The organism is Pseudarthrobacter sp. CCNWLW217 (assembly GCF_037203985.1).
Lineage (GTDB): Bacteria > Actinomycetota > Actinomycetes > Actinomycetales > Micrococcaceae > Arthrobacter.
The window spans coordinates 35,514-60,933 of sequence record NZ_JBBCBT010000011.1 but is presented as its reverse complement, the minus strand read 5'-3'; the positions used below and the strand labels follow the sequence as shown (position 1 = coordinate 60,933).

The window sequence follows — 25,420 nt, the reverse complement described above, 5'->3', positions numbered from 1 at the left end:
CTAGGACTCTATCCGGTCGTCTTGGAGAACGGTGAATCCCTTTGCTGTCAAGGCGTCGCGGAGTTCCACCCTGTCGTCCAGGGCAACGTTGACGCCTTTCACTTCCTGCCAGACTTCGTGGCCGCGGCCAGCGACGAGAATAGTGTCCTGGGGTCCGGCGAGTTCAACGGCCTGGCGGATGGCTTCATCGCGCGGGAAGACTTCCAGGATGCGGCACTCAAGCGAACCCCGCTGCTGCGCTTCCAGCGCTCCCGCCAGCACGTCGGCGCGGATCGCGGCAGCGTCCTCGTCATGGGGGTCGTCATCGGTGACAATTACGGTGTCGGCAAGAGTCGCCGCGATGGCTCCCATTGCAGGACGTTTCCCTTGGTCCCGCTGCCCGGTTGCCCCAAACACCACAATGAGCCTGGACCCTGGCTGCGGTGATCGGACGGCTTCCAGCGCCCTGGCCAGAGCGTCCGTATTGTGGGCAAAATCAACCACTGCGGCGGGCGACTCGGAGACCAACTGCATGCGGCCAGGAACGGCGACAGTGAAGGGATCGTGCTCATCCAGGGCGGCCTGTACTGCCGCCACGCCCACTCCACTGGCCAGGACCATCACGGCTGCCAGCGCCGCATTGGCCACGTTAAAGCTGCCAGGGAGCCCCGTGTGGACCCTCAACGAGGCGCCACTCGGGCCCGTCAGTGTGAAATCCGTGCCCAATCCACGCGCAGTAGCCGACGTAACCGTCCAGTCGGCAGACCTTGCCGGTGTGGCCGCGAGGGTGGTGACAGGGATCTCCACGGCGTCGGCGAGCCGGCGGCCCCAGTCGTCGTCGACCGTCACCACGGCACGGCGGGCGCGGCGGGGAGTAAAGAGTTCTGCCTTGGTCTGGAAGTAGTCATCCATGGTTCCGTGCAGGTCCAGGTGGTCCTGCGTGAGGTTGGTGAAGCCCGCCACGTCGAAGACCACCCCGTCCACGCGCTGGAACGAGACCGCGTGGGAGGAGACCTCCATGGAGGCGGCGTCCAGCCCCCGCTCCCGCATCAATGCCAGCAAGGCGTGGACATCCGTTGACTCGGGCGTGGTCAGCAGGCTGGGAATGGCATCGCCGCCTGCCTTGATTTCAATCGTCCCGATAAGGCCTGTCTTGAGGCCAAGGGAACGAAGCAGCGCGTTGATGAAATAGGTGGTGGTCGTTTTTCCGTTAGTCCCTGTGACGCCGAACAGCGTCGGCGCGCCGCCATCGGCAGGCTGGCTGCGGTAGATCATGGCCGAAAGCGGTCCCACCACGTTGCGCGGGCTCTCAACCACCAACACCGGCACTGAGGTGTCTGCCGACAGCGCCAGGAGGCGAGCACCGGCGTCGTCCGTCAACACCGCCGCCGCCCCGGCGCCTATTGCCTGGGCTGCGAAGTCCGCTCCGTGCCGCGAGGCTCCCGGGAGCGCGACGTAGAGGTCTCCCGGCTCAATGGTGCGCGAGTTCAAGGAGATCCCGGTGATGGTCACCGACGCCGACGGGCCCGGAACGGACACACCGATGGATTCGCCGATGCCCGCCAGGCTCACTGCGGAAACGGACGTGGGCCTGAACCGCCCCGTGGCGGATCCCCCGGCCGGAACTTTATGGCTGCCGGGGGCATTGTGATCTGACAAGAGGATCTCCGAAAGTGCTAGTGGATCAAACCCGCCGGACGTGCTTAGTCAGCGGGCCGTGCTGGGGCGTGCGGCAGTACTACTTGGCGTATTGCGGCAGCCGCGCCGGTTCACCGGTGGACGGCTGGACGTTGTAGGTGCGCAGCGCCTGGCTCATGACTGACCGGAAGACCGGCCCCTGCGTAATGCCATAGATGCTGCCCTTGGGCCGCTGCAGCACCACCTCAACAATAAACCGCGGATCATCCATCGGCGCCATGCCAACGATGGAAGCGGTATACCCGCAGAATCCTGACTTGCCGTCGTCGCACGGCGATTCCGACGTTCCCGTCTTGGCGCCCACACGGTAGCCGTCGATGGCGGCGTCCTTAATCTGCCCTTCGGTGACCGCGCTTTCGAGGATGTCCTGGACCTGCTGCGCAGTGTTGTCTGAGACCACCTGCCGCGAAGGCTGCGGAGCGACCTTCTCTTCAGTCCCGTCCGGTGAGATGTAGGAATCGATCAGGCGCGGCTGGAGCATGACGCCATTGTTGGCGATTGTCTGGAAGGCCCGCACCGTCTGGAGCGTGGACTGCGATACACCCTGCCCGAACAGCACCGTGTACTCCTGTCTGTCGTCCCACTGGTCCGCCGGCGTCAGGATGCCCGAAGCGGTAGCAGGCAGGCCGACGTCCGGAGCCTCCCCGATGCCGAACTTCTGCAGCCAGTCGAATCTCTGCTCCTTGCTGAGTCGCTGGCCAGCCATGACAGTTCCGGTGTTCATGGACCAGCCAAGGATGCCGGCGAGGGTCCGTTCCTCCGTGCCATGGGCAAACGAGTCGCTGAAGGTCTGACCGTCCACTGTGTAGGACGGCGGCAGGGTGAACGTGTCCAGCGGGCTGGACTTTCCTTCCTCAATCAGAGCCGCCGCCGTGATCATCTTTTCCACCGAGCCCGGTTCGTAGGCAGCCGTCACGGAGCGGACCCCGCGGTCCTTGGCGGCCACCAGGCCGGGGTCGTTGGGATCAGGGGAATTAGTGTCGGCCATGGCGATGAGGTTGCCGGTCTTGGCATCCATCACGATAATGATGCCCCACTCGGCGCCCAGCTTGTCCGACTGGCTCTGGATGGCCTGTTGGGCAAAATACTGGAGGTCGGAATTGAGGGTGAGCCTGACATCCTTGCCGTCTTGCGGTGGGGTGAGCTCGTCCAGCCCAACAGGGATTCGAAGGCCGTCCGCACCGATTTCGAAGAGCCTTTTGCCGTCTGCGCCCTTGAGCAGTTCGTCCTGCGTCTGTTCAATTCCGGCCTGGCCTGTGTACCCGTCCTGGAGGAAGCCAATAATGCCGCCGGCCACCGAACCGTTTGGATAGACGCGCTTGCTGACGCCTTCGGTGACGATGCCGGGGATCTGCAGCTTGGAGATCCGGTCCTCTACGTCCGGCTTCAGGTCCTTCGCCACGATGTAGTACTTGGATTCACCGGTGACGGCCTTCCGGAGTTCGTCGGCGTCCATCCCCAGGACAAGGGCGAGTTCGCTAATGCCCTGATCACGGGTGACTTCCACCAGCTTGTCCTGGCCCTCCACCAGGCGCCAAAACTTCTCTGTTTTTGTGTTCGTCACCTGATCCACCACCAAGTTGTAGCGGATGAGGCTGTTGGCCAGCACAACGCCGTTGGAGTCCAGGATGCTGCCACGTTCGGCCGGCAGGACAGTCTGGGTCATCCGCTTGTTCAGCGCAGCCTCGGCCATGCCGCCAACGTCCAGGCCCTGAACGAGGAAAAGCTTGCCGCCCACCACCAGGAGAAGGGTGAGCATGATGCCCAGGCCAAGGCGCAGGCGCCTCGTGGCGTTGGGTACCTTGCCGCTCTTCGCCTTGCCGGTCCTCTGCGCCACCGTGATTTCCTTGCTGTTCGCTGTGTTGCCTGTCAGGTCCTGGCAGTTACTGCCCGGGCGTCCTCTGTAACGGTGCGGGCACGGAGCCTCCGTGCAATTCCACAGCCGGGGCGGGGGCTGCGGCCGGTGCCTCTGCAGCAACAGCCGCCGCAGCGGCGGCCGGCGGCGTTGCAGCTGCCGGCTCCTCAGTCACCGGCTTTCGGCTGGCCAGCGGCTCCCCGGTGCTTGCGGGCGGGACCACGCTCAACTGTCCGGCAACTGCCGGTGCCGGGATGACGGCCCCGGCGGCGCCGCCCTTAACGGCCGGTGTCGCCTTGCCGGTGACCGCCAGGGTTGAAAGGTCGATCTGGCCTTTCACCGTGGACGCCACCATTCCCAAGTCTGTAGCCTTTGCTGCCAAGTTCTGCGGAGCTTCGAAGTTTTGAACCTGCTGTGTCAGATCCTGGTTCTGCTTGGTCAGCGTGCTTTGCTTGCCCCGGAGTTCCACGAGCTGGTACTGGGCCGTGGAAACCGAGATGTTCAACACCAGGACAGCAACCAGCGCGACGGCGAGCAGCGTGAAGCAGAGGACAACGAACGGCGCGCGGCGCTTCCTGGGTGCGGATCGGACAACCGAAAGCGGCGTGCGGGCTTTGCGTCCGGGGCCCGGAGTTCCCGCCGGAAGTCCAATAGCGGGCGCGGCACTGCCGGAGACGACAGGAAAGTTCTTGACGGCGGCGGTGCTCATACGGCTCTCCTGGTTCTAATGCGTTCCACAGCCCGCAGCCTTGCTGAGGCGGCGCGCGGATTCTCTGCGATCTCGACGGCGGTGGGCACCTCCGTGCCCTTCGTGAGGGTCTTGAGTTCGGCCTTGTGTTCCTCGAGTTCGACAGGGAAGCCGAGGGGGGCTGAAGACTTCGAGCCTGCCTGGAACACGCTCTTGACTATCTTGTCCTCCAGCGAGTGGTAGGACATGACCACAATCCGCCCACCGAGGGCAGTTGCCCTGACCGCGGCCGGAACAGCCCGTTCCAGGACATCAAGCTCTTCGTTGACCTCAATCCGGAGCGCCTGGAAAGTCCGTTTGGCGGGGTGGCCGCCGGACTTGGCGGCGGCGGCCGGAACTACCGCGCGGATCTGTTCAACGAGTTCCCCGGTGGTGGCGAAAGGCTTCTGGGCGCGGGCGGCAACAATTCTGTTGGCGATGCGTCCGGCAAACTTCTCTTCGCCCCATTTGCGGATGATCCGAACGAGGTCCTCTTCGGAGTAGTTGTTGACAACATCTGCGGCGGTCTGCCCTCGGCTGGTGTCCATCCGCATGTCCAGCGGGGCATCGAAGGAGTAGGCGAACCCGCGTTCGCGTTCGTCCAGCTGCAGGGAGGAAACGCCCAGATCCATCAGGATTCCGTGGACTTCGCTGATGCCGAGGTCTTCAAGGACGTCAGCGATTTCGTCGTAGACGGCGTGGACCAGGTCAGTCCGTGCGGAGAACGGCGCCAGCCGTTCTCCGGCCAGGGCGAGTGCTTCCTCGTCGCGGTCGATGCCGATCAGGTGCAGGTCCGGAAAGCGCTGGAGCATCGCTTCGGAATGGCCGCCCATGCCGAGCGTGGCATCGATGGCTATGGGAGTTTCGCCCCTGAGCCTGGCTGCTTCGAAGCCCGGGGCCAACAAATTAATGCACCGGTCCCGCAGGACCGGTACATGGCGTTCGGACGTCGGCTTCGGGTGATCGTTCATGCCGTCGTCCTTTCCTGCCGTGGTTGCCGTGGTTGTGCTTCTTGAGCCAGATCCCCATCCGCGCCTGCCGTCCTGCCCGCCTGGCTCCGGGGAAGTGAGCCAGGTTGGCCGGCCGATGGGCGGCTGGAGATCTCGTCCAAGAAGCTCTCCGCCTGTTCCATACCGGTGATTACAGAATCCCCGGAATGGCGTCGTCGGTCTCAGAGAAGGCTGTTTCCTTCTCTGCCAGGTACTCGTTCCAGGCTTGGGCGTCCCAGATCTCGGCCCGGGTTCCTGCGCCGATGACGGCCAGTTCCCTGCCGAGGCCTGCATACTCCCGGAGCGCTGCCGGAATGGTTACGCGCCCCTGCTTGTCAGGTACCTCATCCGAGGCTCCAGAGAGAAAGACGCGAATGTAGTCCCGGGCCTGCTTGGAGGAAATGGGCGCCTCCCGCATTTGCTCGTGCACACGTGCAAATTCCTGCTCACTGAAGACGTAGATGCAACGCTCTTGGCCCCTCGTGAGTACCAGGCCGCCGGCTAGTTCCTCGCGGAACTTCGCGGGGAGGATAATTCGTCCCTTTTCATCCAAACGCGGCGAGTGGGTGCCAAGAAACACTGGCCCACCGCCTGTCTGCTGTCAGGAACTGCACATCCCCTGTGTTGCAACTACCCTCTTATGTCCTCCACATTACTCCACTTTCCCCCACAGTCAACGCAGGATGAGGCCGGATTCCCCCCACTTCAGGGAATGAGGCCCGTAAAACCGGCGAATCGGCCGGTGGTGGAAAGTGGAGGGCCTTTGACGCCGGGAGGGCGTTGCGGTTTTTCGAGGGTGACCGTTAAAAGCAGAAGACCCGCCGTAGCGGGTCTTTATGCCTGGATACCTGGTGACAAATTACTTACGTACGGGATAAAACCCGCGCGGTGGAATGCTGTGGTGCAGAATGGAGGGCTTCGGCGCCTCTTGTCCGGCTGCGTCAGGAGTCGCCGCGGCGCCTCTCGTCCCAGCGTTCTTCCAGATTGCTCATGAAGGAACTCCTGGACTTGCCTGGCTTACCTGGACGGCCGCTGTGGGACTTGCCAGGTGCCGAGCTGCGCATCGTTGCGAAGTACACCCCGGCTCCCATCACCACAAAGCCCAGAACGCCGACGAAGATGTTTTGAAGCGTGACGCCAACCAGCAGGAGGAAAATCCCGGCGAGGGCGCACAGCACCCCGATCACCACATGCCGCGTGGACCATGAGCGTCCGGGATCCGAGCCCATGGAATTCGCGAATTTTGGATCGTCCTCGTGCAGCTGCTTTTCCAACTGTTCAAGCAGCTTCTGTTCGTGCTCCGAGAGCGGCATCACGACCTCCTTAAGTAGGCCAACGTCCGGGCTGCGCCCAGTCAGTACTTCTGCTCCGATAACGACCGGCATGCCGCTCAAGTTCCCGCCCCACCGACGATGGCGGGCGGGAGCGTTATGTCCAGTCGTTCGAAAACTATGTATATATAAGGATAGTTTGTCGCGGGCCGTTCTGAAAGACAGCAATGACTTTCCACAAGGCCCTCCGGCCGGCGGCAGACAGAGGTGACTGCGGGCTAGCCGGATTTTTTTCCGGAATCCAGCAGGCGGGCCGGGAGTACTGATTTGTTGCCAAATTTGCGGCTGACTTTGTCCAACGCCAACTCGGCTGCCCGCCAGTTGTCGTCCCTGCGGTCCAGGCTCAGCTGGAGGGACGTTTGTGCCGCCTCTTCCAGCTGTTCGGCACGGACTCCCACCAGCCTTACGGTCATGCTTCGATCGCCGAGTGACTCCAGGAGCTGGAGGACGACGGCGTAGATCAACTGAGTGCTGTCCACCGGCGTGTGAACGGTCCGGCTCCGGGTGATGGTGGAGAAGTCCGCGTAACGCAGCTTCAACGCCACGGTCCTGGCCACCATTCCGGAACTGCGCAGCCTCTCCGCCGTACGGTGCGACAGACGCAGCAATTCCCGGTGAAGGACGGCGTTGTCGGCGGTATCCACGGCAAAGGTTTCCTCGGCTCCGATGCTCTTCTCCAGCCGCACCGGCGTTACGGGTCGGGGGTCGATCCCCCAGGACAGCCGGTAGACGTGCTCGCCCGTGGCGCCAAGGGTCCGTTTCAGCGTGGGCAAGGGCGTGGCGGCGAGGTCGGCCACCGTCCTGATCCCCATCCGTGCCAAGACCTCGGTGGTCTTGGCACCCACACCCCAGAGAGCTCCAACCGGCAGGCTGTGCAAGTACGGGACGGTGTCTTCCGGCCGAATCAGGAGCAGTCCGTCAGGCTTGCACCGCGTGGATGCGATCTTGGCCACAAACTTGCTCGCGGCGATGCCCACGGAGGCGGTGATGCCCAGCTCGGCGGCAACGCGGCGCCTCAATAGTTCGCCGATGTCTTGGGGCGGGCCCAACCGGCGGATGGCACCGCCGACATCAAGGAAGGCTTCGTCCACGCTCAGGGGCTCCACCAGTTCGGTGACGGATTCAAAAATTCCCATAAGCTGCGCCGAGACCTCGTAATACAGCTTGTGCCGCGGTTCGATGATGACCGCACTGGGACACATCCGTGCTGCAACCACCATGGGCATGGCGGACTTCACACCAAATTTCCGGGCCTCATAAGAGGCCGAGAGCACCACGGAACGGTCTGCCGGATAGCCCACAATGACGGGTTTGCCGCGAAGCTCTGGTCGTGTACGCAACTCAACCGATACAAAGAACGCGTCCATATCCACGTGCAGGATGGGGGTGCGCCGGAGCTCCCGAAGACCCGCTTCGGTGTGCTGATTCATCCCGTCTACATCCCGTCCGGCCCCCACGAAACAATCCTATCCGCTGGTACTGACTAAACTGGAGGCTGAATCCGGCATCAATACCAGGAGGAAAGTCCCTGTGACGGTCATTGGAAATCTTAAGCCAGCAGGATCGGCCGCCCTAGTGGCCGTCGCAGCGCTGGCACTCGCCGCCTGCAGCCCAGCGGCGCCCGGAGTAACCACGCCGTCCTCCGCCACCTCCTCGCAGTCCACGGGCCAGCCCACAGCTACGGCGTCTGCCAGTCCCTCAGCGTCACCGGGCACCTCGGCTACCGTTGGGGCGCTGGTCGCCGGCTTCCCGCAGCAGCTTCTCCCGCTCATGCCGGGAGCCACAGTAGTTTCCAGCAGCTTCGACAAGTCGGCGACGCCGGCAACAGTCGCCTTGGTGGCAAGCATCACAGGCCAGCCCGGCGCCGTCGTCGAGTTCTATACCAAGGCCCTTGAAGCCCAGGGCTTCAAGGCCGTGCCGGGAGAGTCCGTGGGCGCCGTCGCATCAAAGGACTTCGTCCGCGGCGACAACGAGACCGTCAACCTTGCGGTCGTGGAAGCTGCGGGCGTTTCCACGTTCACTATCGGCGCCAATGTGGCAGCTGAGTCAGCCAAGTGACGGTCGCGGAGCAGCTGCGGCTTGAACAGACCGGATACGTGGCGGCCGTCGCGGGCGAGCTGACGGACTTCCTGACCGAGCGTCAGGCCGTTATGTCGGCTATCTCCCCGGACATCGATCCCATCATGGGTTCCATCTCCAACCTGGTCACCGGCGGCAAACGGCTCCGTGCCCTGATGTGCTACTGGGGGTGGCGCGGCGCTGGCGGTGATTCCGGAGCCAGGCAGATCGTGGCTGCAGGCTCGGCGCTGGAGCTCTTCCAGGCCGCGGCGCTCATCCATGACGACATCATCGACCGCTCCGACACCCGGCGCGGCGGGCCCAGCGTCCACCGCCGCTTCAGCCAGCTGCACACAGCCCAGGGCTGGGCTCTCGATAGTGAACGCTTCGGCCACGCCGCCGCCATCCTGACCGGCGACCTGTGCCTGTCCTTCAGCGAAGAGGCGTTCACGGACATCGGCGAAAAAGCCGCGTCAGGCAGCCGAGCGCGGCTCATCTTCAACCTCATGCGGGCCGAGGTTATGGCCGGGCAGTACCTCGACATCCTCGAAGAGGTCGCCGGGCCGGTCAGGGACAGGGCCGGCGCTGTTTCCAGGGCGCAGTCCATCATCCGTTTCAAGTCCGCCAAATACTCCACGGAACATCCGCTGGCCCTCGGTGGCGCGCTGGCGGGAGCGTCAAACGAGCTTCTCCGCGGCTATTCGGCCTTCGCCCTTCCGCTAGGTGAAGCCTTCCAGCTGCGCGACGACGTCCTGGGCGTCTTTGGGGACCCGGTCACCACAGGAAAGCCCGCTGGCGACGACCTCCGGGAAGGAAAGCGGACCGTTCTGGTGGCGCTGGCGCTGGACCAGGCGACGGCGGAGGAATCGGCATTCATCGACGCAAAGCTTGGCAGCCCCGATCTCGGCGACGAAGACATCACCGAGATCCGCCGCATTATCGAGGAATCCGGAGCCCTTCAGGCAACGGAGGTCCTCATCGGCGAATTCGGAGCAGCGGCGTTTGATGCCCTGGACCAACTGGAACTCGACGAATTGCCAAAAACGGCGCTCCGCAGGTTGGCCGAGGCCACCGTCAGCCGCGCGTCCTGAAAATTCCGGTTACCAGGCCAGGGTTTGGGCGCGGCGCCGGATCTCCGTTTTGCGGCCTTCGCGGAGCGCATCAATGGGCCGCCCACGCAGTGATTCGTCTGCGGTGAAAAGCCAGACAATCAGGTCCTCGTCGGAATAGCCGGCATCTGAGAGCACCACAATGGTGCCCTTCAGGCTGTCCACCACGTGTCCGTCCTGGATAAATTCCGCAGGGACGCACCGGATCCGCCGTTCTCCAACCCGCAGCGCGGCCAAAGCACGCTCATCAAGGAGACTGTGGACTTTCGTAATTGAAACGTCCAACAACTGGGCGACATCAGGCAGGGGCAGCCACTCGCCAACAAGGCTTTCTACGTTACTCACGGATCAAGGTTGCCATGACCGGCACCCTGACGCCTAGTCGCCGCTTTGCCGCAGGGGAGATATGCGGCGACACTCCACGAAATTAGTCTTGGCAGCTTTTCAAGAATTCTTGTGCTAATTGACAATCCATGAGAGATTCACATAGATCACATTGGTAACAGCAATAACTTAAGTAACACTAGTAGCAGCATTAACACAGGCAACAGCCACCGCACTCGCAGTTGAGAAGAGGATTCCTTCCATGACGACGTCCCGCTCGCCACAGCAGCCACCCAGGCCGAGCCTGCCCATGATTGCCGCTACCACGGCGGCGCTCCCTGCGGTTGTCCTGTCGTCACTGGCCCTCGCCCAACCGGCTGCAGCTGTTGCCCCTGTCCGGGCCATCCCTGCCACGCTCGCAGCGGCCATGAAGGCACAAGCAGCAGCTGCAACCGCAACCGTTATTCCGGCCGCCTCGGTTTCGACGACCATCCCGTCCGCCTTCCGGCCGACGCAGCCGTCTGTACCCGCCGAATACACCATCGCGCGAGGCGACACCATCAGCAGCATCGCCGGCAGGCACGGCCTGGACACCTACGAAGTCCTTAAGCTGAACAACCTCCAGCCGAACACCATCATCTATCCCGGGCAGAAGATCAAGCTTTCAGGCTCCAGCAGTGCTCCTGTTGCAGCCCCCGCGGCTACTCCACCGGCTGCCGCAACCACATCCGGAGCGACTTACACAGTCAAAGCGGGCGACACGCTCAGCGCCATTGCCTCCCGGCACGGAGTGGGATTGTCGGAAATCTTCGGCTGGAACGGTTTGAATATGCGTTCCATCATTTACCCCGGCCAGAAGATCAAAGTGAACGACGGCGGAACCGCACCTGCGGCAGCTCCTGCCACTGCACTGCAGCCGACTTCCGCCCCCGCAGCACCAGCCCCTGCGGCGCCGGCCCCTGCCGCCGCCCCTGGCGGCTCCTACACCGTCAAGGCCGGCGACACCCTCAGCGCGATTGCCTCCAAGCATGGCGTCAAGCTCTCGGACGTCCTTTCCGCCAACCAGCTGAGCCTGTCCAGCATCATCTACCCCGGCAACAAACTGGTCATCCCGGGCGCTGCCATACAGCCCGCCTCAAGCGAACCCGCCGCAAACGTCACTCCCCTGGTGCCCAGCTCTTTCCTTGGATTCACCTACCCCGCGGCGGTCGTCAGCTCGGCCAACGAGAACAAGGCCCTGCTCAACGCCTCCCCTGTGCCCTCCCGTGACCAGATGCGGGCCATCGTTGCGGATACTGCACGGCGTATGGGTGTTGAACCGGCACTGGCCTTGGCTTTTGCCTACCAGGAATCCGGCTTCGACCAGCGTGCCGTTTCACCGGCGAACGCCATCGGCACCATGCAGGTGATTCCCTCCTCCGGCCAGTGGGCCTCGGACCTCGTGGGGCGCAAACTCAACCTGCTGGATCCGTACGACAACGCCACCGCTGGTGTGGCGATCATCCGCCAGTTGATCGCCACGAGCAAGGACCGCGACACTGCAATCGCCGGCTACTACCAGGGTCAGTATTCAGTGAGCAAGTACGGCATGTACGACGACACCAAGTCCTACGTGGAGGCGATCAAGGCGCACGAAAAGAACCTCGGCTAGACCACCACGCCCAGCCCGGTCCCGGTGGGACCAGTGCGCGCGGGATAACGATACGGGTCCGGATCGCATGTTGATTCGGGCCCGTTTCATTGCGGGATTAGGATCGTAGGGTGCAGGAATACGTGTCTGACCGACTTGTTGGAACGCTGGTGGACAACCGCTACGCCGTCCAGTCCAAGCTCGCGCGCGGCGGAATGTCCACCGTCTACCTCGCTACAGACCTCAGGCTTGAGCGCGAAGTTGCCCTCAAAGTGCTGCACCCGCACCTTGCCAGCGACGACACCTTCCTCGGCAGGCTGGGTCGCGAGGCAAAGGCAGCGGCCAGGCTTTCCCATTCCCATGTGGTTGGTGTCCTCGACCAAGGCAATGACGGCCAAACGGCCTACCTCGTGATGGAGTACATCAAAGGCCACACACTGCGGGACGTCATCATGTCCAAGGGCGCGTTGCCACCCAGGCTCGCCCTCGCACTCATTGATCCCGTCGTCGAGGGGCTCGGAGCGGCACACGCCGCCGGCATGATCCACCGCGACATCAAACCCGAAAACGTCCTGATCGCCGACGACGGCAGGATTAAAGTGGGCGACTTCGGCCTCGCCCGTGCCGTCACCACGTCCACCAGTACGGGTGCACTCATTGGCACCGTGGCCTATCTCTCCCCCGAACTGGTGCTGGGCAAGCAGGCCGATGCCCGGAGCGACATCTACTCTGTCGGGATCATGCTGTATGAAATGCTCACCGGCCGGCAGCCTTTCGACGGCGATGTTCCCATCCAGGTGGCGTACCAGCATGTCAACGGGACTGTGGGGCCGCCGTCGGCGCTGGTGCCGGGCCTTGCCGCGGAAGTCGATGAGCTCGTGCAGTGGTGTACCGCCAACGACCCCGAGAACCGGCCCGTGGACGGTATGGCCCTGCTCCAGGAACTCCGCCACATCCGGACCAACCTCACCGACCGCGAACTGGACCTGCAGCAGCCTGCGGCGCTGGAGGCCGGCCTCCAGAACCCTACTGAGGTCATCGCCCGTACCAACAACCCCACAACGGTGATGTCACCGCTTGCGCCTCCGGAAAGGCCGCCACGGTTTCCGCCCCCCTCGTTTCGGGACAACGCCACGTCGGTCGTTCCCGCCGCCCCATCCCCTCCCGCCGCGTATGTCCCCTATCCGGATACGTCGCCGGCTCCCCTGACCAAGCGCGCCCGGCGCAAGGCAGAGAGGGACGCCGAGAAGGCCAGGTCGCGGGCCGCGGCAACCCCGCTCCGGTCCCTGCGCGAAGGCAACCCCAGGCGTCGCGGTGCCCTGTGGGTGGTCATCCTGATCATCGCCGCGCTCTTGGCCACAGGAGCCGGCTGGTTCTTCGGCATGGGTCCGGGGTCGCCAGGGACCATCCCGGCGGTCGCCAACAAAACGGTGGCACAGGCGCAGCAGCTGCTGAATGAGGCAGGGTTCCAGTCCAGCACCCGCGACGTCTTCGACGACGACGTTCCGTCCGGCCTGGTGGTGGGAACGGATCCTGTAGCCGGAACGGAGACCCGGAAATTTCAGCCGGTGGCATTGTTTGTCTCCAAGGGCCCCCAGCTGTTTGAACTGCCGAAACTGACCGGCATGACACTGGACGAAGCCAAATCCGAGCTCAACAAGGCAGAGATGGCCTTGGGCACCGTTACCGAGAAATTCGACGAAGGCATCGCTGCCGGCATGGTCCTGGCCCAGGACCCTGCCTCCGGGACCCCGGCGCGGCACGGAACGCCAGTGGCCTTGACCGTTTCCAAGGGACCGGAGCCCATTCCGGTTCCGTCCGTCGTCGGGATGGATGAGGACGACGCCGTTGACGCCATCGAAGCGGCAGGCCTCAAGGCAGACGTCGCCAAGGACAAGGTCAACGACCGCAACGTGCCCAAAGGTTCGGTTGCCGCGCAGTCGCCACCCAACGGCACCCTCACCCGCGGCGGTACAGTCACGCTCACCATCTCCGACGGTCCGAAGATGGTGAAGGTTCCCAGTTACGTGGGCAAACAGGCCAAGGAAGCCGAACAGGCACTGCGTCAGCTCGGCTTCGACGTGAAAGTCAACAACATCCTTGGCGGCTTCTTCGGAACCGTCCGGGACCAGGATCCGGTTAATAAAGAGGTTCCAGAGGGCTCCGTCATCACCCTGACCGTGGTGTAGCATCACGCAGTTCGGCTGCGCCCAGCGGCAACATCGCCTGGAATCCGCGGCCACTCAGCTCCAGGAAACGCAAAAGGATGCCTCCCGTGACTCAAAGTCCGGGAGGCATCCTTTTCAGCTGAAGTGCGGGTGGAGCGCCTAGTGCTTGGCGAGTGCCCCTGCGACCAGGAACGCCATTTCGAGCGACTGCATGTGGTTCAGGCGCGGATCGCAGACGGACTCGTAGCGGTCCAGGAACGCCTCCTGGTCAATGGGATCGGCGCCGCCAAGGCACTCGGCGACGTCGTCACCGGTCATCTCAACATGCAGGCCGCCAGGAACCGTGCCCAGGGCGTGGTGGACTTCAAAGAATCCGCGGACTTCGTCAATGACGTCGTCGAAGTTGCGCGTCTTGTAGCCATTGGGCGACGTGACGGTGTTGCCGTGCATCGGATCGGTTACCCACAGGACCTGGGCGCCGGAGGCAGTGACTTTCTCGACGACGGCCGGGAGCTTCTCCCGGATGTTCTTCGCACCCATGCGCGTGATGAAGGTGAGCCGTCCGGGCTCACGCTCCGGGTCCAGCTTGTCGATGAGGCGCAGGGCATCATCGCCGGTGGTGGAGGGGCCGAGCTTCACGCCAATCGGATTCCGCACCCGGGACAGGAAGTCGATGTGCGCGTGGTCCAGCTCGCGCGTGCGCTCCCCGATCCACAGGAAGTGGGCCGAAGTGTCGTAGGGGAACCCTGTGCGGGAGTCGATGCGCGTCAGCGCGCGCTCGTAGTCCAGGAGCAAGGCTTCATGGCTGGCGAAGAACTCCACGCGCTTGAGCGCTTCGAAGTCGGCGCCGCAGGAGGCCATGAACTTGATGGCACGGTCGATATCGCGGGCCAAGGACTCGTAGCGGGCGTGGGCGGGGTTTTCGGTGAAGCCCTTGTTCCACTGATGCACTGAACGCAGGTCCGCGAACCCGCCCTGGGTAAAGGCCCTGATGAGATTCAGGGTGGATGCCGAGGTGTGGTAGGCCCGCAGCATCCGGGAGGCGTCGTGGCCGCGGGATTCCGGCGTGAAATCGTAGCCGTTGACGATGTCGCCGCGGTAGGCGGGAAGCGTCACGCCGTCGCGGGTTTCATCATTCGAGGAGCGGGGCTTGGCAAACTGGCCGGCCATCCGGCCCATCTTGATGACGGGCATGGCTGCACCGTAGGTGAGTACCACGGCCATTTGGAGGATGGTTTTGACGCGGGCGCTGATCTTGTCCGCCGTGGCCGCTTCAAAGGTCTCTGCGCAGTCCCCGCCCTGAAGCAGGAAGGCTTTGCCCTGGGCCGCGGCTGCCAGCCGCTCGCGAAGGATGTCCACCTCGCCGGCGAAAACCAGCGGCGGCAGCACGGACAGCTCCTTGACCGAAGCGTCGAATACGTCCTTGTCCTGCCAGCTGGGCTGCTGGGAGATCGGGAGGTCGCGCCAGTCATCCAATCCCGGATAGTTGGCGGCGCCGCTCTGGGCGGTACTGGACAGCGAGAAGGCGGGTTTTGCGGATAGCTCAGTCACCCTCTAAGACTAGTGTCCCTGAGGCTCATCCGGACACCCGGCCGTCACGCGCGGGGGCGGCCGGCGTCACATCATCCCGCGGCAGGGGTGCCGTCGTCGTCCCGCGGCCCGGGATTAGACGGGCCGCCAGAGCCGGTACCAGGCTTTTCGGCGGGGCCGGTGTCGGCGTCGCCCGCCGGCTCGGACTGCTTGCCCGCGAGCTGCAGCTTCACCACCGCGGCGTATTCGTCCACGTACTCCTGGCCCGAGAGCCGCATCAGCTCGAACATGATCTCGTCGGTCACTTTGCGTTGCACCGCGCGGTCTTCCGCTTGCCCCTGGTACCTGCTGAAGTCCAGCGGTTCGCCGAAGATCATACCGATCCGGCGGATGTGGGGCAGGCGTTTGCCGATGGGCTGGACCTTGTCCGTCCCGATCATGGCCACGGGAATAACGGGAACCCCGGCCTGCAGGGCAAGCTTTGCCACACCGACCTTGCCCCTGTAGAGGCGGGCGTCCGGGCTGCGGGTGCCTTCGGGGTAGATCCCGAGCAGACCGCCACCGGTCAGGACGTCCATGCCGGCGTTGAGGGAAACAGCCGACGCGGCGCCGCCGGACCTGTCCATGGGGAGCTGGTTGGTCAGCCGGAAGAACAGGGCCGTGAGCCGGCCTTTGAGTCCGGTGCCGGTGAAGTACTCGGACTTGGCCAGGAAGATCACCGGGCGGGGCACCATGAGCGGCATAAAGATTGAATCGGAAAATGACAGGTGGTTCGAGGCGAGGATGGCTGCGCCCTCCGCCGGAACGTTGTCCAGGCCTTTGACCCAAGGGCGGAACAGGAGCCGCAGCACCGGACCCAGGAAGATCCTTTTCATGACCCAATAGAACACGTGACTAACCTCTCCGGAAGGCAGCCAGCACTCAATCTGCTAGCACTGAATCGGGCAGGGCCGGCATTCCACTGCAACCCTACTCTAGTGAGATTTGTCCCGAACAGTGACACGATGGACTCATGACAGAAAGCAGCATCCCGCCCCGGCCTGCCGCTTTCAGCTACCCCGGCCACGGGCCAAATGCGAAGACCGGAATCGCCATCTGCCACGGTTTCACGGGGAGCCCCCTCAGTGTCCTGCCGTGGGCTGAACATCTCGCGTCCCAGGGCTTCGCCGTTTCCGTGCCGCTTCTTCCAGGGCATGGGACCGACTGGAGGCAGCTGGCGCGCTGCAACTGGCATGACTGGCATCGCTCGTTTGAAGCGGCTTACGTGGACCTCGCCGCCCGCACTGACACCTGCTTCGTGGCAGGCCTCTCCATGGGCGGGGCCATCGCCCTCCTGACTGCTTCCAGGCACCCCGTGGCAGGAGTCTCCGTGGTCAACCCCGGCCTGAGCTTCTATGACCGCCGGGTGCGGGTCATCGGAGTGCTGAAGTACTTCCAGCAGACCACGCTGCCCATCCAGGAGGACCAGTCCACAGCCGCCGTCACAGACGACGGAGACTATTCCCGGACTCCCCTGGCCGCCGTTCACGAGCTGAAAAAACTCTTCGGCGCTGCCATTCGGGGCCTTCCGCGGGTATCTGCGCCCGTACAGGTATTCAAATCAACAACGGACGCCGTCGTTCCGCCATCGTCGCTGGCCATGCTGAGGCGCCGGCTGGGCGGACATCTGGTGGAAGTAGTCGACCTGCAGAACAGCAGCCATGTGGCTACCCTGGATGCCGACGCCCCCGAAATTCTTGCCAAATCCACAGCGTTCTTCCTTGAGCACGCCACCCGCCCCATTACGTCGGAGACTTCATGACAGCGCTTCCGGACCACAGCCCGTTCCGCAGTGCCTTCCGCGGTGACGGACCACGCATCGGCGTGGTGCTTTCCCATGGCTTCACCGGCAGCCCTCATGGGCTGCGGGCCTGGGCCGCGGCCCTGGCTGAGGCAGGCTTCGCCGTGCGGATGCCGCTGCTGCCCGGGCACGGCACCACCTGGCAGGAACTGGCGCGGACACGCTGGCCCCAATGGTACGGCGCCCTGGACGACGCTTACCTGGAGCTGGACGCAGAGTGCGATCACGTCTTTTCTGCGGGCCTGAGCATGGGTGGTGCCTTGGCATTGCGCGTAGCGGCCACGAGGCCCGTTGCCGGAGTCATCCTGGTCAACCCGGGACTGGTCATCGATGATCCACGTGCGCCCTTGGCCGGCATCCTGAAGCTGGTGCTCAAAAGCACGCCGGCCATCGCCAACGACATCCTGAAACCCGGCATGGATGAGGGCGCCTACCCCCGAACCCCGGTGGCTGCCGCCCACGAACTCAACAAGTTATTCAAGGACACCATCCGGCTGCTCCCCCGGGTCACCGCGCCAGTGCGTGTTTTCCGTTCCAGCGTGGACCACGTGGTGTCCGACTCAAGCATCGTCGCTTTACGCCGTGGCCTCACGCACGCGCCGTTGCAGCTGACCCGCCTCGAGAACAGCTACCACGTGGCAACCCTGGACAACGACGCCGAACAGATCTTCGAGGGTTCTGTGGAGTTCATCCGTTCGATCATCCCGGCGTCGGCGCCGGCCGGCAACACTCACGCAGCACCAGACCACCAGGTGGCTGCCAGCCAGGAGGGCACCGCCCATGACTAGGCCCGATCCCGGTTCCCCGGACCCGAGCGCCAACCAGGACGACGCCGTATGGCTGGATCTGGTGGCACGCCTGGAAGGTTCTCCGGCAGGCCCCGATGTTCCAATCCGGCCGGTCGAAGCCGCTGCACCTGAGGAAGCGGCTGAAGAACGTTCCACAGAAAGGCCAGCTTCCGGCACGGAGGGCGCGGGAAAGCCTGGCGGTTCGGCCAGCTTCCGGGATTTTGACCCGTTAGGGCTGGCACCGTCCGCCCCTGCCGAGCTGTCGGCAGCAGAGCGGCTGTCTGCCGCATCGCCTGGAAGTCCGGAGAGCGGTGAGGACTCCGCGCAGGGCCCGCGGGACTACACTGCGGAGGACGACGACGGCAGCTTCGTACCGGAGGAACCCCCCAGCCTGGCCGGGACGGACCCTCTGACCATGCTCGCGTGGCTGGGCGCGGTGGGCGGACCGGTCGCGCTGCTCCTTTCCGCCATGTTCTGGCGCTCTGCCCCGCTGCTGGCCATCCTGGGGATTGTGGCAGTGTTTGTCCTGGCGGTGGTCTACCTGATCATGAAACTCCCCCAGGAAAAGGATGAGAACGACGACGGCGCCCGGGTCTAGGCCTTAGGGGCCCTCAGCTGCGCATCCGGCTGCTGACCCGGGACAGGTCTGCCGCCCCAATCAGCCCCGCGTTGGGTCCCAGCGCGGCAAGCTCAATGCCGGCCGCCGGGCGGAAACCCCGGCCGGTGAGGTTCCTGGCGAACGCCTTCCTCGCTGGCTCCACCAAGAGGTCTCCGGCAGAGCATAGGCCGCCACCAATAACAAACAGGCCGGGATCCAGGGCCGCCGCCAGGTTGGCAAGTCCCAGCCCCAGCCATTCACCGACTTCGTCAAGCAGTTCCCGGGACGCGGCGTCGCCGGCCAGGGCAAGGTCCGTGACGATCGCCCCGGTGATAGCCCCGGGGTGTCCGTCAACGGCCGCGATCAGCTCCTGTGCTACGGGCGAATTTGCCTGCGCGAGAATCCGGGCTTCCCGCCCCAAGGCGTTGCCGGAGGCATACTGTTCCCAGCAACCGCGGTTTCCGCACTCGCACCGGTGGCCGCCGGGCATAATGATCTGGTGGCCAAACTCCCCTGCCACGCCAAAACGTCCGCGCTCGACCCGTCCGTCAAGCACCATGGCGCCGCCGATGCCGGTCCCCAGCGTGATGCAGACGAGCCTGCTCTCGCCCTGACCGGCACCAAAGCGCCATTCCGCCCAGGCCGCCGCATCGGCGTCGTTAGTGAGCAGGACCGGCCTGCGGAGGAGTCGCTGGAGGTTTTCCCTTAACGGCTCGTTGCGCCAGGCGAGGTGGGGGCTGAACAGGACGGTGCCGCCGTCGAGGTCCATCCATCCTGCCGCGCCGATCCCCACCGACCAGATGCGGTGCCCCGCCCCCAGCTCTTCAACAAGTTCGACGATGACGCGCTCCACAGCCCTGGGATCACTGCCGGGGGTTGAGCGCCGGGCTTCGCTCAGGATCCTGCCGTCAGCATCCACCACGCCGGCAGCAACCTTGGTCCCGCCGATATCGATTCCGATGGCAAGTCCCTTCCGGCCCAGCCGGAGGTGCTCGCGGAACGTTGCCCCTGGCCGGGACCGGGCCGGAAGCGTGGGCGGCCGCCGCTTCCAGGGTGCCGGGCGTCGGAGGGGGCCGGCCTGGGCGCCGGGGGGCGGTTCATACATAGTTCCTCATTCTAGGCCGATGGACACGCCCTCCCGGCTATCCGTACGGTCCACGGAACGCCTCGCGTTGACGCGTAAGTTACTGGCCAGTAGGTTTATTACTGCACTGCCGGGTACAGGCGTACTAGTGTTAGACATACCCTGTCCGGGCCTACGGATATCAAAGGAGCTATAGTGCGCGAATTCAGCGTTCCGCCGCTGGTTGTTGTCCCCCCTGAAACCAACATCACAGACCTTGTGCTGCGACAGGCAGCCAAGCCGAGCAACCCCTCGCTTTTCTCGCGGCTGGACTCAGCAGGCGCCTGGCAGGATGTGTCCGCAAAGGATTTCCTGGCTGACGTCCAGGCGCTGGCCAAAGGCCTAATGGCCAGCGGTGTCAACGCCGGGGACAGGGTTGGAATCATGTCCCGCACCCGTTACGAGTGGGCTTTGGTGGACTTTGCCATTTGGTTCGCCGGTGGTGTGTCGGTCCCCATTTACGAGACCTCGTCCCCGTCACAGGTTGCCTGGAACCTCGGCGACTCCGGCGCGGTGGCCGCGTTCGGCGAAGCCGCCCACCACGAGGACATCATCCGGCAAGCGGCCACCTCGGAAGGGCTGACAGCCCTGCAGCATGTGTGGCAGCTCGAAGGCAACGGCCTGGACGCCCTCCGTGAAGCAGGCCGGGACGTCAGCGACGCCGACCTCGAGACCCGACGCAGTTCCGCCAATCTGGACGACACCGCCACGATTATCTACACGTCAGGGACCACGGGCCGGCCCAAGGGCTGCGAACTCACCCACGGGAACTTCGTCGAACTCTCGGAGAACGCCCTCGAGATCATCGGCGAGATCGTCCATGAGAACGCCAAGACCATTATGTTCCTGCCCTTGGCACACGTTTTTGCGCGCTTTATCTCCGTCCTTGCCATGGCAGCTGGTACCACCGTTGCCCACACGCCGGACATCAAGAAGCTCCTCGCGGACCTGCAGAGCTACGAACCCACGTTCATCCTCGCTGTGCCCCGTGTCTTCGAAAAGGTTTACAACTCAGCCCTGACCAAAGCGGAGGACGGCGGCAAGGGAGCCATCTTCCACAAGGCCGCTGACACCGCCATAGCTTTCTCCAAGGCACGCCAGAATGGGCGCGTAGGCCTCGGCCTGAAGCTACGGCATGCCCTCTTCGACAAGCTGGTGTACAGCAAACTGCGGGCTGCCATGGGCGGCCAGGTTGCCCACGCAGTATCTGGCGGCGGCCCGCTGGGTGAGCGCCTGGGCCACTTCTTCCAAGGCATCGGCCTGCAGGTTCTCGAAGGCTACGGCCTGACCGAAACCACAGCCCCGATCTCGGTCAACACACCTTCGCTGATCAAGATCGGATCTGTGGGCAAACCGCTGCCGGGGAACGCAGTCAAGATTGCCGAGGACGGCGAGATCCTGGCCAAGGGCGTCTGCGTGATGCGCGGCTACTACAAGCGGGAGGACCTCACGGCGGAGACTTTTGCCGACGGATGGTTCCGCACCGGCGACATCGGCCGCCTCGACGAAGACGGCTTCGTCTGGATCACCGGCCGTAAGAAGGAGATTATCGTCACCGCAGGCGGCAAGAACGTCATCCCCGCCCTGCTGGAGGACCAGATCCGCGCCGATGCCCTGGTTTCCCAGGTCCTGGTGGTGGGAGACAACCGGCCGTTCATCGGTGCCCTGGTGACTCTGGACCAGGAGGCATTGCCGGGATGGCTGCAGCGCCACGGGCTGCCGGCCACCACAACGCTTGAGGAGGCAGCGGACAATCCCGTAGTCAAGGCCGCTGTGCAGGACCTCATCACCCACGCGAACAACTCTGTTTCCCAGGCTGAGGCCATCAAGTCCTTCCGGATCGTTGCCGCCGACTTCACCGAAGCGTCGGGCCACCTGACCCCGTCCATGAAGGTCAAGCGGGCCCAGGTGATGAAGGACTTCGAAACCGTCATCGAAGAGATGTACGCCGCGCCCCGGCACTGATGCGAAACTGACCGAAACTGAAAAGGTCCTCCCGGCGTGAGCCGGGAGGACCTTTTCAGTTAATGCGGTTGCTGCGGAACTTCAGCCCTGGCAGTTACTCGACCACCAGGAGCAGATCCCCGCCCTGGACCTGCTCAACAGTGGAGATGGCGAGGCGTGAAACCTTGCCGCCCACCGGCGTCGTAATCGAGGCTTCCATCTTCATCGCTTCGATAGTGGCAACGGTGTCACCGGCATTGACCGTATCGCCGGCCTTGACGGTGACAGTCACCGCACCGGCGAACGGCGCGGCGACGTGGCCCGGCTGGGCCGGGTCCGCCTTCTCGGCGGCTTTGACGTTGCTCACCACTGAACGGTCCCGGACGACCACAGGGCGGGACTGCCCGTTGAGCGTGCACATGACCGTGCGCATGCCCTTTTCGTCCGGCTCGGAGACTGCTTCCAGCGAGGCGATCAGGCGAACGCCCTTTTCCAGCTGGATCTCGTGCTCCTGCCCGCGCTGCAGGCCGTAGAGGTAATCCCTGGTGTCCAGCACAGAGATGTTGCCATACGTTTCCACGCTCTTGAGGTAGTCCTTGGTGGGACCGTCGAAGAGCAGCCGGTTCAGCGTGTGCTGGCGGGTCTTGGAATCGCCCTGCAGTGCGGCGCTGTCCTCGGGGCTGAGCTCCACGTCGCGGACCTTGATGCTGCGGCCCTGGAGGGCCTTGGTCCGGAACGGTTCCGGCCAGCCTCCGGGCGGGTCGCCGAGTTCACCGGACAGGAAGCCGATGACGGAGTCGGGGATGTCGTAGTTCTGCGGGTTCTCGTTGAAGTCCGCGGGGTCGGCGTTGAGTCCGACGAGGTGGAGCGCGAGGTCGCCCACCACCTTCGAAGAGGGCGTGACCTTCACCAGGCGGCCCAGGATACGGTCCGCCGCGGTGTACATGTCCTCGATGGCTTCGAAGCGCTCCCCCAGGCCCAGTGCCATGGCCTGCTGGCGGAGGTTGGAGAGCTGGCCGCCCGGGATTTCGTGCTGGTAAACCCGGCCGGTGGGGCCCGGCAGGCCCGATTCGAACGGCGCATAGACGCGCCGCACAGCCTCCCAGTAGGGCTCCAGGGAGCTCACGGCTGCCAGGCTCAGCCCGGTGTCACGCGGGGTGTGCGCCAGCGCCGCCACCAGGGCCGACGCCGAGGGCTGGCTGGTGGTTCCGGCCAGCGAGGCGGATGCCACGTCTACCGCATCCACACCAGCGTCCACGGCTGCCAGCAGGGTTGCCAGTTGGCCTCCGGCGGTGTCGTGGGTGTGCAGGTGGACCGGAAGGTCGAACCGCTCACGGAGTGCAGCCACCAGTTTCGCGGCGGCAGCTGGACGGAGCAGGCCGGCCATGTCCTTGATGGCAAGGATGTGAGCGCCGGCGTCCACAATCCGCTGGGCCAGCTCGAGGTAGTACTCGAGCGTGTACAGCTTCTCATCCGGGTTCAGGAGGTCGCCCGTGTAGCAGAGGGCCACCTCGGCGACCGCGCTGCCGGTGGCCCGGACTGCACGGATTGCGGGGGCCATCTGGTTGACGTCGTTCAGGGCGTCGAAAATCCGGAAGATGTCGATGCCGGTGGCGGCTGCCTCATTGACAAACGCCTCCGTGACCTCTTCGGGGTACGGGGTGTAGCCCACGGTGTTCCGGCCACGGAGCAGCATCTGCAGGCAGACGTTCGGCAGCGCCTTCCGGAGCGCGGCAAGGCGGTCCCACGGGTCCTCGCCGAGGAAGCGCAGCGCGACGTCGTAGGTGGCGCCGCCCCAGGCCTCAACGGAGAGCAATTCCGGGAGCAGGGCAGTGACGGCCGGGCCCGCAGCTACCAGGTCGCGGGTCCGGACCCTGGTAGCGAGCAGGGACTGGTGGGCGTCGCGGAAGGTGGTGTCTGTGACAGCCACCGCTGTCTGCTCACGAAGAGCCTTGGCGAAGCCCTCCGGGCCCAGTTCCAGGAGCCGCTGGCGGGATCCCGGCTGAGGTTGCGTGCCTGCAACCGAAGGCAGCTTGGCTGCGGGGTTGGAGTGGACGGTGAGCTCGCCGTTCGGCTTGTTCACCGTGACCTCGGCCAGCCAGGTCAGCAGCTTGGTGCCGCGGTCAGCGGAAACCCGGGCTTTCAGGAGCTGGGGGCGTTCGTCGATGAAGTTGGTCGCCACGTTGCCGGCAATAAAGTCGGGGTCGTCCAGGACCGCCTGCAGGAACGAAATGTTGGTGGAGACGCCACGGATTCGGAACTCGGCAAGGGCACGGCGGGCGCGGGCCACGGCGGCAGGGTAATCGCGGCCGCGGCAGCTGAGCTTCACCAGCATGGAGTCGAAGTGCGGGCTGATTTCGGCACCTGAGTACACGGTGCCGCCGTCGAGCCTTACACCGGCGCCGCCGGCAGAGCGGTAGCCGGTGATCTTCCCGACGTCCGGCCGGAACCCGTTGGCAGGGTCCTCGGTGGTGATGCGGCACTGCAGGGCTGCGCCCTTGAGCTGGACCGTCTCCTGGGACAGTCCCAGGTCCGCGAGCGTTTCGCCGGAGGCGATCCGCAGCTGCGCCTGCACCAGGTCCACGTCCGTGACTTCTTCGGTAACAGTGTGCTCCACCTGGATGCGTGGGTTCATCTCAATGAAAACGTGCTGGCCGGCCCGTTCACCGACGGTATCGACCAGGAACTCGACAGTACCGGCGTTGACGTAGTTCAGTGCCTTCGCGAACTTGACCGCATCCCGGTACAGGGCCTGGCGGATCCCCTCGTCCAGGTTGGGTGCGGGGGCGATCTCAATAACCTTCTGGTGGCGGCGCTGGATGGAACAGTCACGCTCAAAGAGGTGCATGACGTTGCCTTCGGCATCGGCGAGGATCTGGACCTCGATGTGCCGCGGCCGCAGGACGGCCTGCTCCAGGAACATGGTGGGATCACCAAACGCCGCATCCGCTTCGCGCATGGCGGACTGCAGGGCTTCCGGAAGGGCTTCGCGCGTGTCCACCCGGCGCATGCCGCGCCCGCCGCCGCCGGCTACTGCCTTGGCGAAAATGGGGAACCCGATCTCGTCGGCCGCGGCGATGAGCTCATCGAGGTCCTTCGACGGCTGGCTGGACTTCAGGACCGGGACGCCTGCCTTCCGGGCAGCTTCCAGGGCGGCAACCTTGTTGCCTGCGAGCTCCAGGACTTCAGCCGGCGGACCAACGAACGTAATGCCCGCTTCCTTCGCGGCACGGGCAAGGTCCGGGTTCTCGGAGAGGAATCCGTAGCCAGGGTAAATGGCGTCAGCACCGGACTCCTTGGCCACACGGACCACCTCGGCCACGTCAAGGTAAGCCCTGACCGGGTGGCCTTCCTCACCGATCAGATAAGCCTCATCGGCCTTCTGGCGGTGGATCGAGTTACGGTCCTCATTCGGAAAAACAGCAACGGTCTTGGCGCCCAGCTCGTAGCCGGCGCGGAATGCCCTGATCGCGATTTCGCCGCGGTTGGCCACCAGAATCTTGGAAAACATACTTCTCCTGCATCATTGCGGGTGTATCGGTAAGTGGTCACAGTGTCTAAGACCCGCGCTTAGAAATACAAATCATTGTGGCCACCATCACAGAACTTACCGTCATGTCCCGGGAGCTTTGACCGGGATCGCCGGGCCCAGCTGTTGCCATCATGCCGAGGTGCCATGCCGACGCCCGATAAAGCAGGAATCGCCGGCGCATCCACATATGATGAGTA

At 64.3% G+C, this 25,420-nt stretch carries 20 protein-coding genes; 8 read left to right on the top strand and 12 right to left on the bottom strand.

Annotated features, from left to right (window positions below; all coding sequences use genetic code 11):
• From V9L18_RS13835 to dinB, 7 genes are all read right to left on the bottom strand, one after another.
• Nucleotides 1-1,638 carry a UDP-N-acetylmuramoyl-L-alanyl-D-glutamate--2,6-diaminopimelate ligase gene (locus V9L18_RS13835; RefSeq protein ID WP_337347744.1) on the bottom strand — a complete coding sequence of 546 codons (1,638 nt, stop codon included), beginning with the start codon at nucleotides 1,636-1,638 and terminating at the stop codon, nucleotides 1-3.
• Nucleotides 1,639-1,717: 79 nt separating this feature from the next.
• Nucleotides 1,718-3,514 carry a peptidoglycan D,D-transpeptidase FtsI family protein gene (locus V9L18_RS13830; RefSeq protein ID WP_337347743.1) on the bottom strand — a complete coding sequence of 599 codons (1,797 nt, stop codon included), beginning with the start codon at nucleotides 3,512-3,514 and terminating at the stop codon, nucleotides 1,718-1,720.
• Between the two features lie 46 nt (nucleotides 3,515-3,560).
• A complete protein-coding gene (locus V9L18_RS13825) occupies nucleotides 3,561-4,241 on the bottom strand; it encodes a hypothetical protein (protein WP_337347742.1) in 681 nt (226 codons plus the stop codon).
• The gene (rsmH, locus tag V9L18_RS13820; protein ID WP_337347741.1) at nucleotides 4,238-5,230 is read right to left on the bottom strand and encodes a 16S rRNA (cytosine(1402)-N(4))-methyltransferase RsmH; all 993 of its coding nucleotides are present in this window, start codon (nucleotides 5,228-5,230) and stop codon (nucleotides 4,238-4,240) included. Before rsmH ends, V9L18_RS13825 begins: the two co-directional genes overlap by 4 nt.
• Before the next feature lie 169 nt (nucleotides 5,231-5,399).
• On the bottom strand, nucleotides 5,400-5,828 hold the full coding sequence (gene mraZ, locus V9L18_RS13815) for a division/cell wall cluster transcriptional repressor MraZ (protein ID WP_066285792.1): 429 nt from the start codon (nucleotides 5,826-5,828) through the stop codon (nucleotides 5,400-5,402).
• A gap of 361 nt (nucleotides 5,829-6,189) precedes the next feature.
• A complete protein-coding gene (locus V9L18_RS13810; RefSeq protein WP_337347740.1) occupies nucleotides 6,190-6,561 on the bottom strand; it encodes a DUF3040 domain-containing protein in 372 nt (123 codons plus the stop codon).
• Between the two features lie 236 nt (nucleotides 6,562-6,797).
• A complete protein-coding gene (dinB, locus tag V9L18_RS13805) occupies nucleotides 6,798-8,009 on the bottom strand; it encodes a DNA polymerase IV (protein WP_337347739.1) in 1,212 nt (403 codons plus the stop codon).
• A 100-nt stretch (nucleotides 8,010-8,109) separates the two neighbouring features.
• Here dinB and V9L18_RS13800 point away from each other — a divergent pair, with 100 nt between their 5' ends.
• Together V9L18_RS13800 and V9L18_RS13795 are read left to right on the top strand one after the other, a co-directional pair.
• Nucleotides 8,110-8,637, top strand: coding sequence for a hypothetical protein (locus tag V9L18_RS13800; RefSeq protein ID WP_337347738.1), 528 nt, complete (start codon nucleotides 8,110-8,112; stop codon nucleotides 8,635-8,637).
• Complete coding sequence (locus tag V9L18_RS13795; RefSeq protein ID WP_337347737.1) at nucleotides 8,634-9,728, top strand: polyprenyl synthetase family protein; 1,095 nt, start codon at nucleotides 8,634-8,636, stop codon at nucleotides 9,726-9,728. The genes V9L18_RS13800 and V9L18_RS13795 overlap by 4 nt, the downstream gene beginning before the upstream one ends.
• A gap of 9 nt (nucleotides 9,729-9,737) precedes the next feature.
• Here V9L18_RS13795 and V9L18_RS13790 read toward each other — a convergent pair whose 3' ends face one another.
• The gene (locus tag V9L18_RS13790) at nucleotides 9,738-10,091 is read right to left on the bottom strand and encodes an Rv2175c family DNA-binding protein (RefSeq protein ID WP_131134989.1); all 354 of its coding nucleotides are present in this window, start codon (nucleotides 10,089-10,091) and stop codon (nucleotides 9,738-9,740) included.
• A gap of 241 nt (nucleotides 10,092-10,332) precedes the next feature.
• Between V9L18_RS13790 and V9L18_RS13785 the strand changes: the two genes are divergently transcribed.
• Nucleotides 10,333-11,721, top strand: coding sequence for a LysM peptidoglycan-binding domain-containing protein (locus V9L18_RS13785; protein WP_337347736.1), 1,389 nt, complete (start codon nucleotides 10,333-10,335; stop codon nucleotides 11,719-11,721).
• 110 nt (nucleotides 11,722-11,831) lie between these two features.
• On the top strand, nucleotides 11,832-13,889 hold the full coding sequence (gene pknB / locus V9L18_RS13780) for a Stk1 family PASTA domain-containing Ser/Thr kinase (protein ID WP_337347735.1): 2,058 nt from the start codon (nucleotides 11,832-11,834) through the stop codon (nucleotides 13,887-13,889).
• 138 nt (nucleotides 13,890-14,027) lie between these two features.
• On the opposite strand, the gene V9L18_RS13775 is transcribed toward pknB, so the two are convergent.
• Both V9L18_RS13775 and V9L18_RS13770 read right to left on the bottom strand, forming a co-directional pair.
• Nucleotides 14,028-15,419 carry a class II 3-deoxy-7-phosphoheptulonate synthase gene (locus V9L18_RS13775; protein ID WP_337347734.1) on the bottom strand — a complete coding sequence of 464 codons (1,392 nt, stop codon included), beginning with the start codon at nucleotides 15,417-15,419 and terminating at the stop codon, nucleotides 14,028-14,030.
• A 71-nt stretch (nucleotides 15,420-15,490) separates the two neighbouring features.
• The gene (locus V9L18_RS13770) at nucleotides 15,491-16,288 is read right to left on the bottom strand and encodes a lysophospholipid acyltransferase family protein (protein WP_337347733.1); all 798 of its coding nucleotides are present in this window, start codon (nucleotides 16,286-16,288) and stop codon (nucleotides 15,491-15,493) included.
• A gap of 122 nt (nucleotides 16,289-16,410) precedes the next feature.
• Between V9L18_RS13770 and V9L18_RS13765 the strand changes: the two genes are divergently transcribed.
• Genes V9L18_RS13765 through V9L18_RS13755 form a run of 3 tightly spaced genes read left to right on the top strand, consistent with a single transcriptional unit; the run spans nucleotide 16,411 to nucleotide 18,624 of the window.
• Nucleotides 16,411-17,199, top strand: coding sequence for an alpha/beta hydrolase (locus V9L18_RS13765; protein WP_337347732.1), 789 nt, complete (start codon nucleotides 16,411-16,413; stop codon nucleotides 17,197-17,199).
• Nucleotides 17,196-18,026 (top strand): alpha/beta hydrolase, encoded by an 831-nt coding sequence (locus V9L18_RS13760; protein ID WP_337347731.1) that lies wholly within the window; start codon nucleotides 17,196-17,198, stop codon nucleotides 18,024-18,026. The genes V9L18_RS13765 and V9L18_RS13760 overlap by 4 nt, the downstream gene beginning before the upstream one ends.
• Nucleotides 18,019-18,624, top strand: coding sequence for a hypothetical protein (locus V9L18_RS13755; RefSeq protein ID WP_337347730.1), 606 nt, complete (start codon nucleotides 18,019-18,021; stop codon nucleotides 18,622-18,624). Before V9L18_RS13760 ends, V9L18_RS13755 begins: the two co-directional genes overlap by 8 nt.
• A 13-nt stretch (nucleotides 18,625-18,637) precedes the next feature.
• Here V9L18_RS13755 and V9L18_RS13750 read toward each other — a convergent pair whose 3' ends face one another.
• A complete protein-coding gene (locus tag V9L18_RS13750) occupies nucleotides 18,638-19,729 on the bottom strand; it encodes an ROK family glucokinase (RefSeq protein WP_337347729.1) in 1,092 nt (363 codons plus the stop codon).
• 174 nt (nucleotides 19,730-19,903) lie between these two features.
• Here V9L18_RS13750 and V9L18_RS13745 point away from each other — a divergent pair, with 174 nt between their 5' ends.
• Nucleotides 19,904-21,712, top strand: coding sequence for an AMP-dependent synthetase/ligase (locus tag V9L18_RS13745; RefSeq protein ID WP_337347728.1), 1,809 nt, complete (start codon nucleotides 19,904-19,906; stop codon nucleotides 21,710-21,712).
• A 94-nt stretch (nucleotides 21,713-21,806) separates the two neighbouring features.
• On the opposite strand, the gene V9L18_RS13740 is transcribed toward V9L18_RS13745, so the two are convergent.
• Nucleotides 21,807-25,202 (bottom strand): pyruvate carboxylase, encoded by a 3,396-nt coding sequence (locus V9L18_RS13740; RefSeq protein WP_337347727.1) that lies wholly within the window; start codon nucleotides 25,200-25,202, stop codon nucleotides 21,807-21,809.
• Nucleotides 25,203-25,420 lie beyond the last annotated feature (218 nt).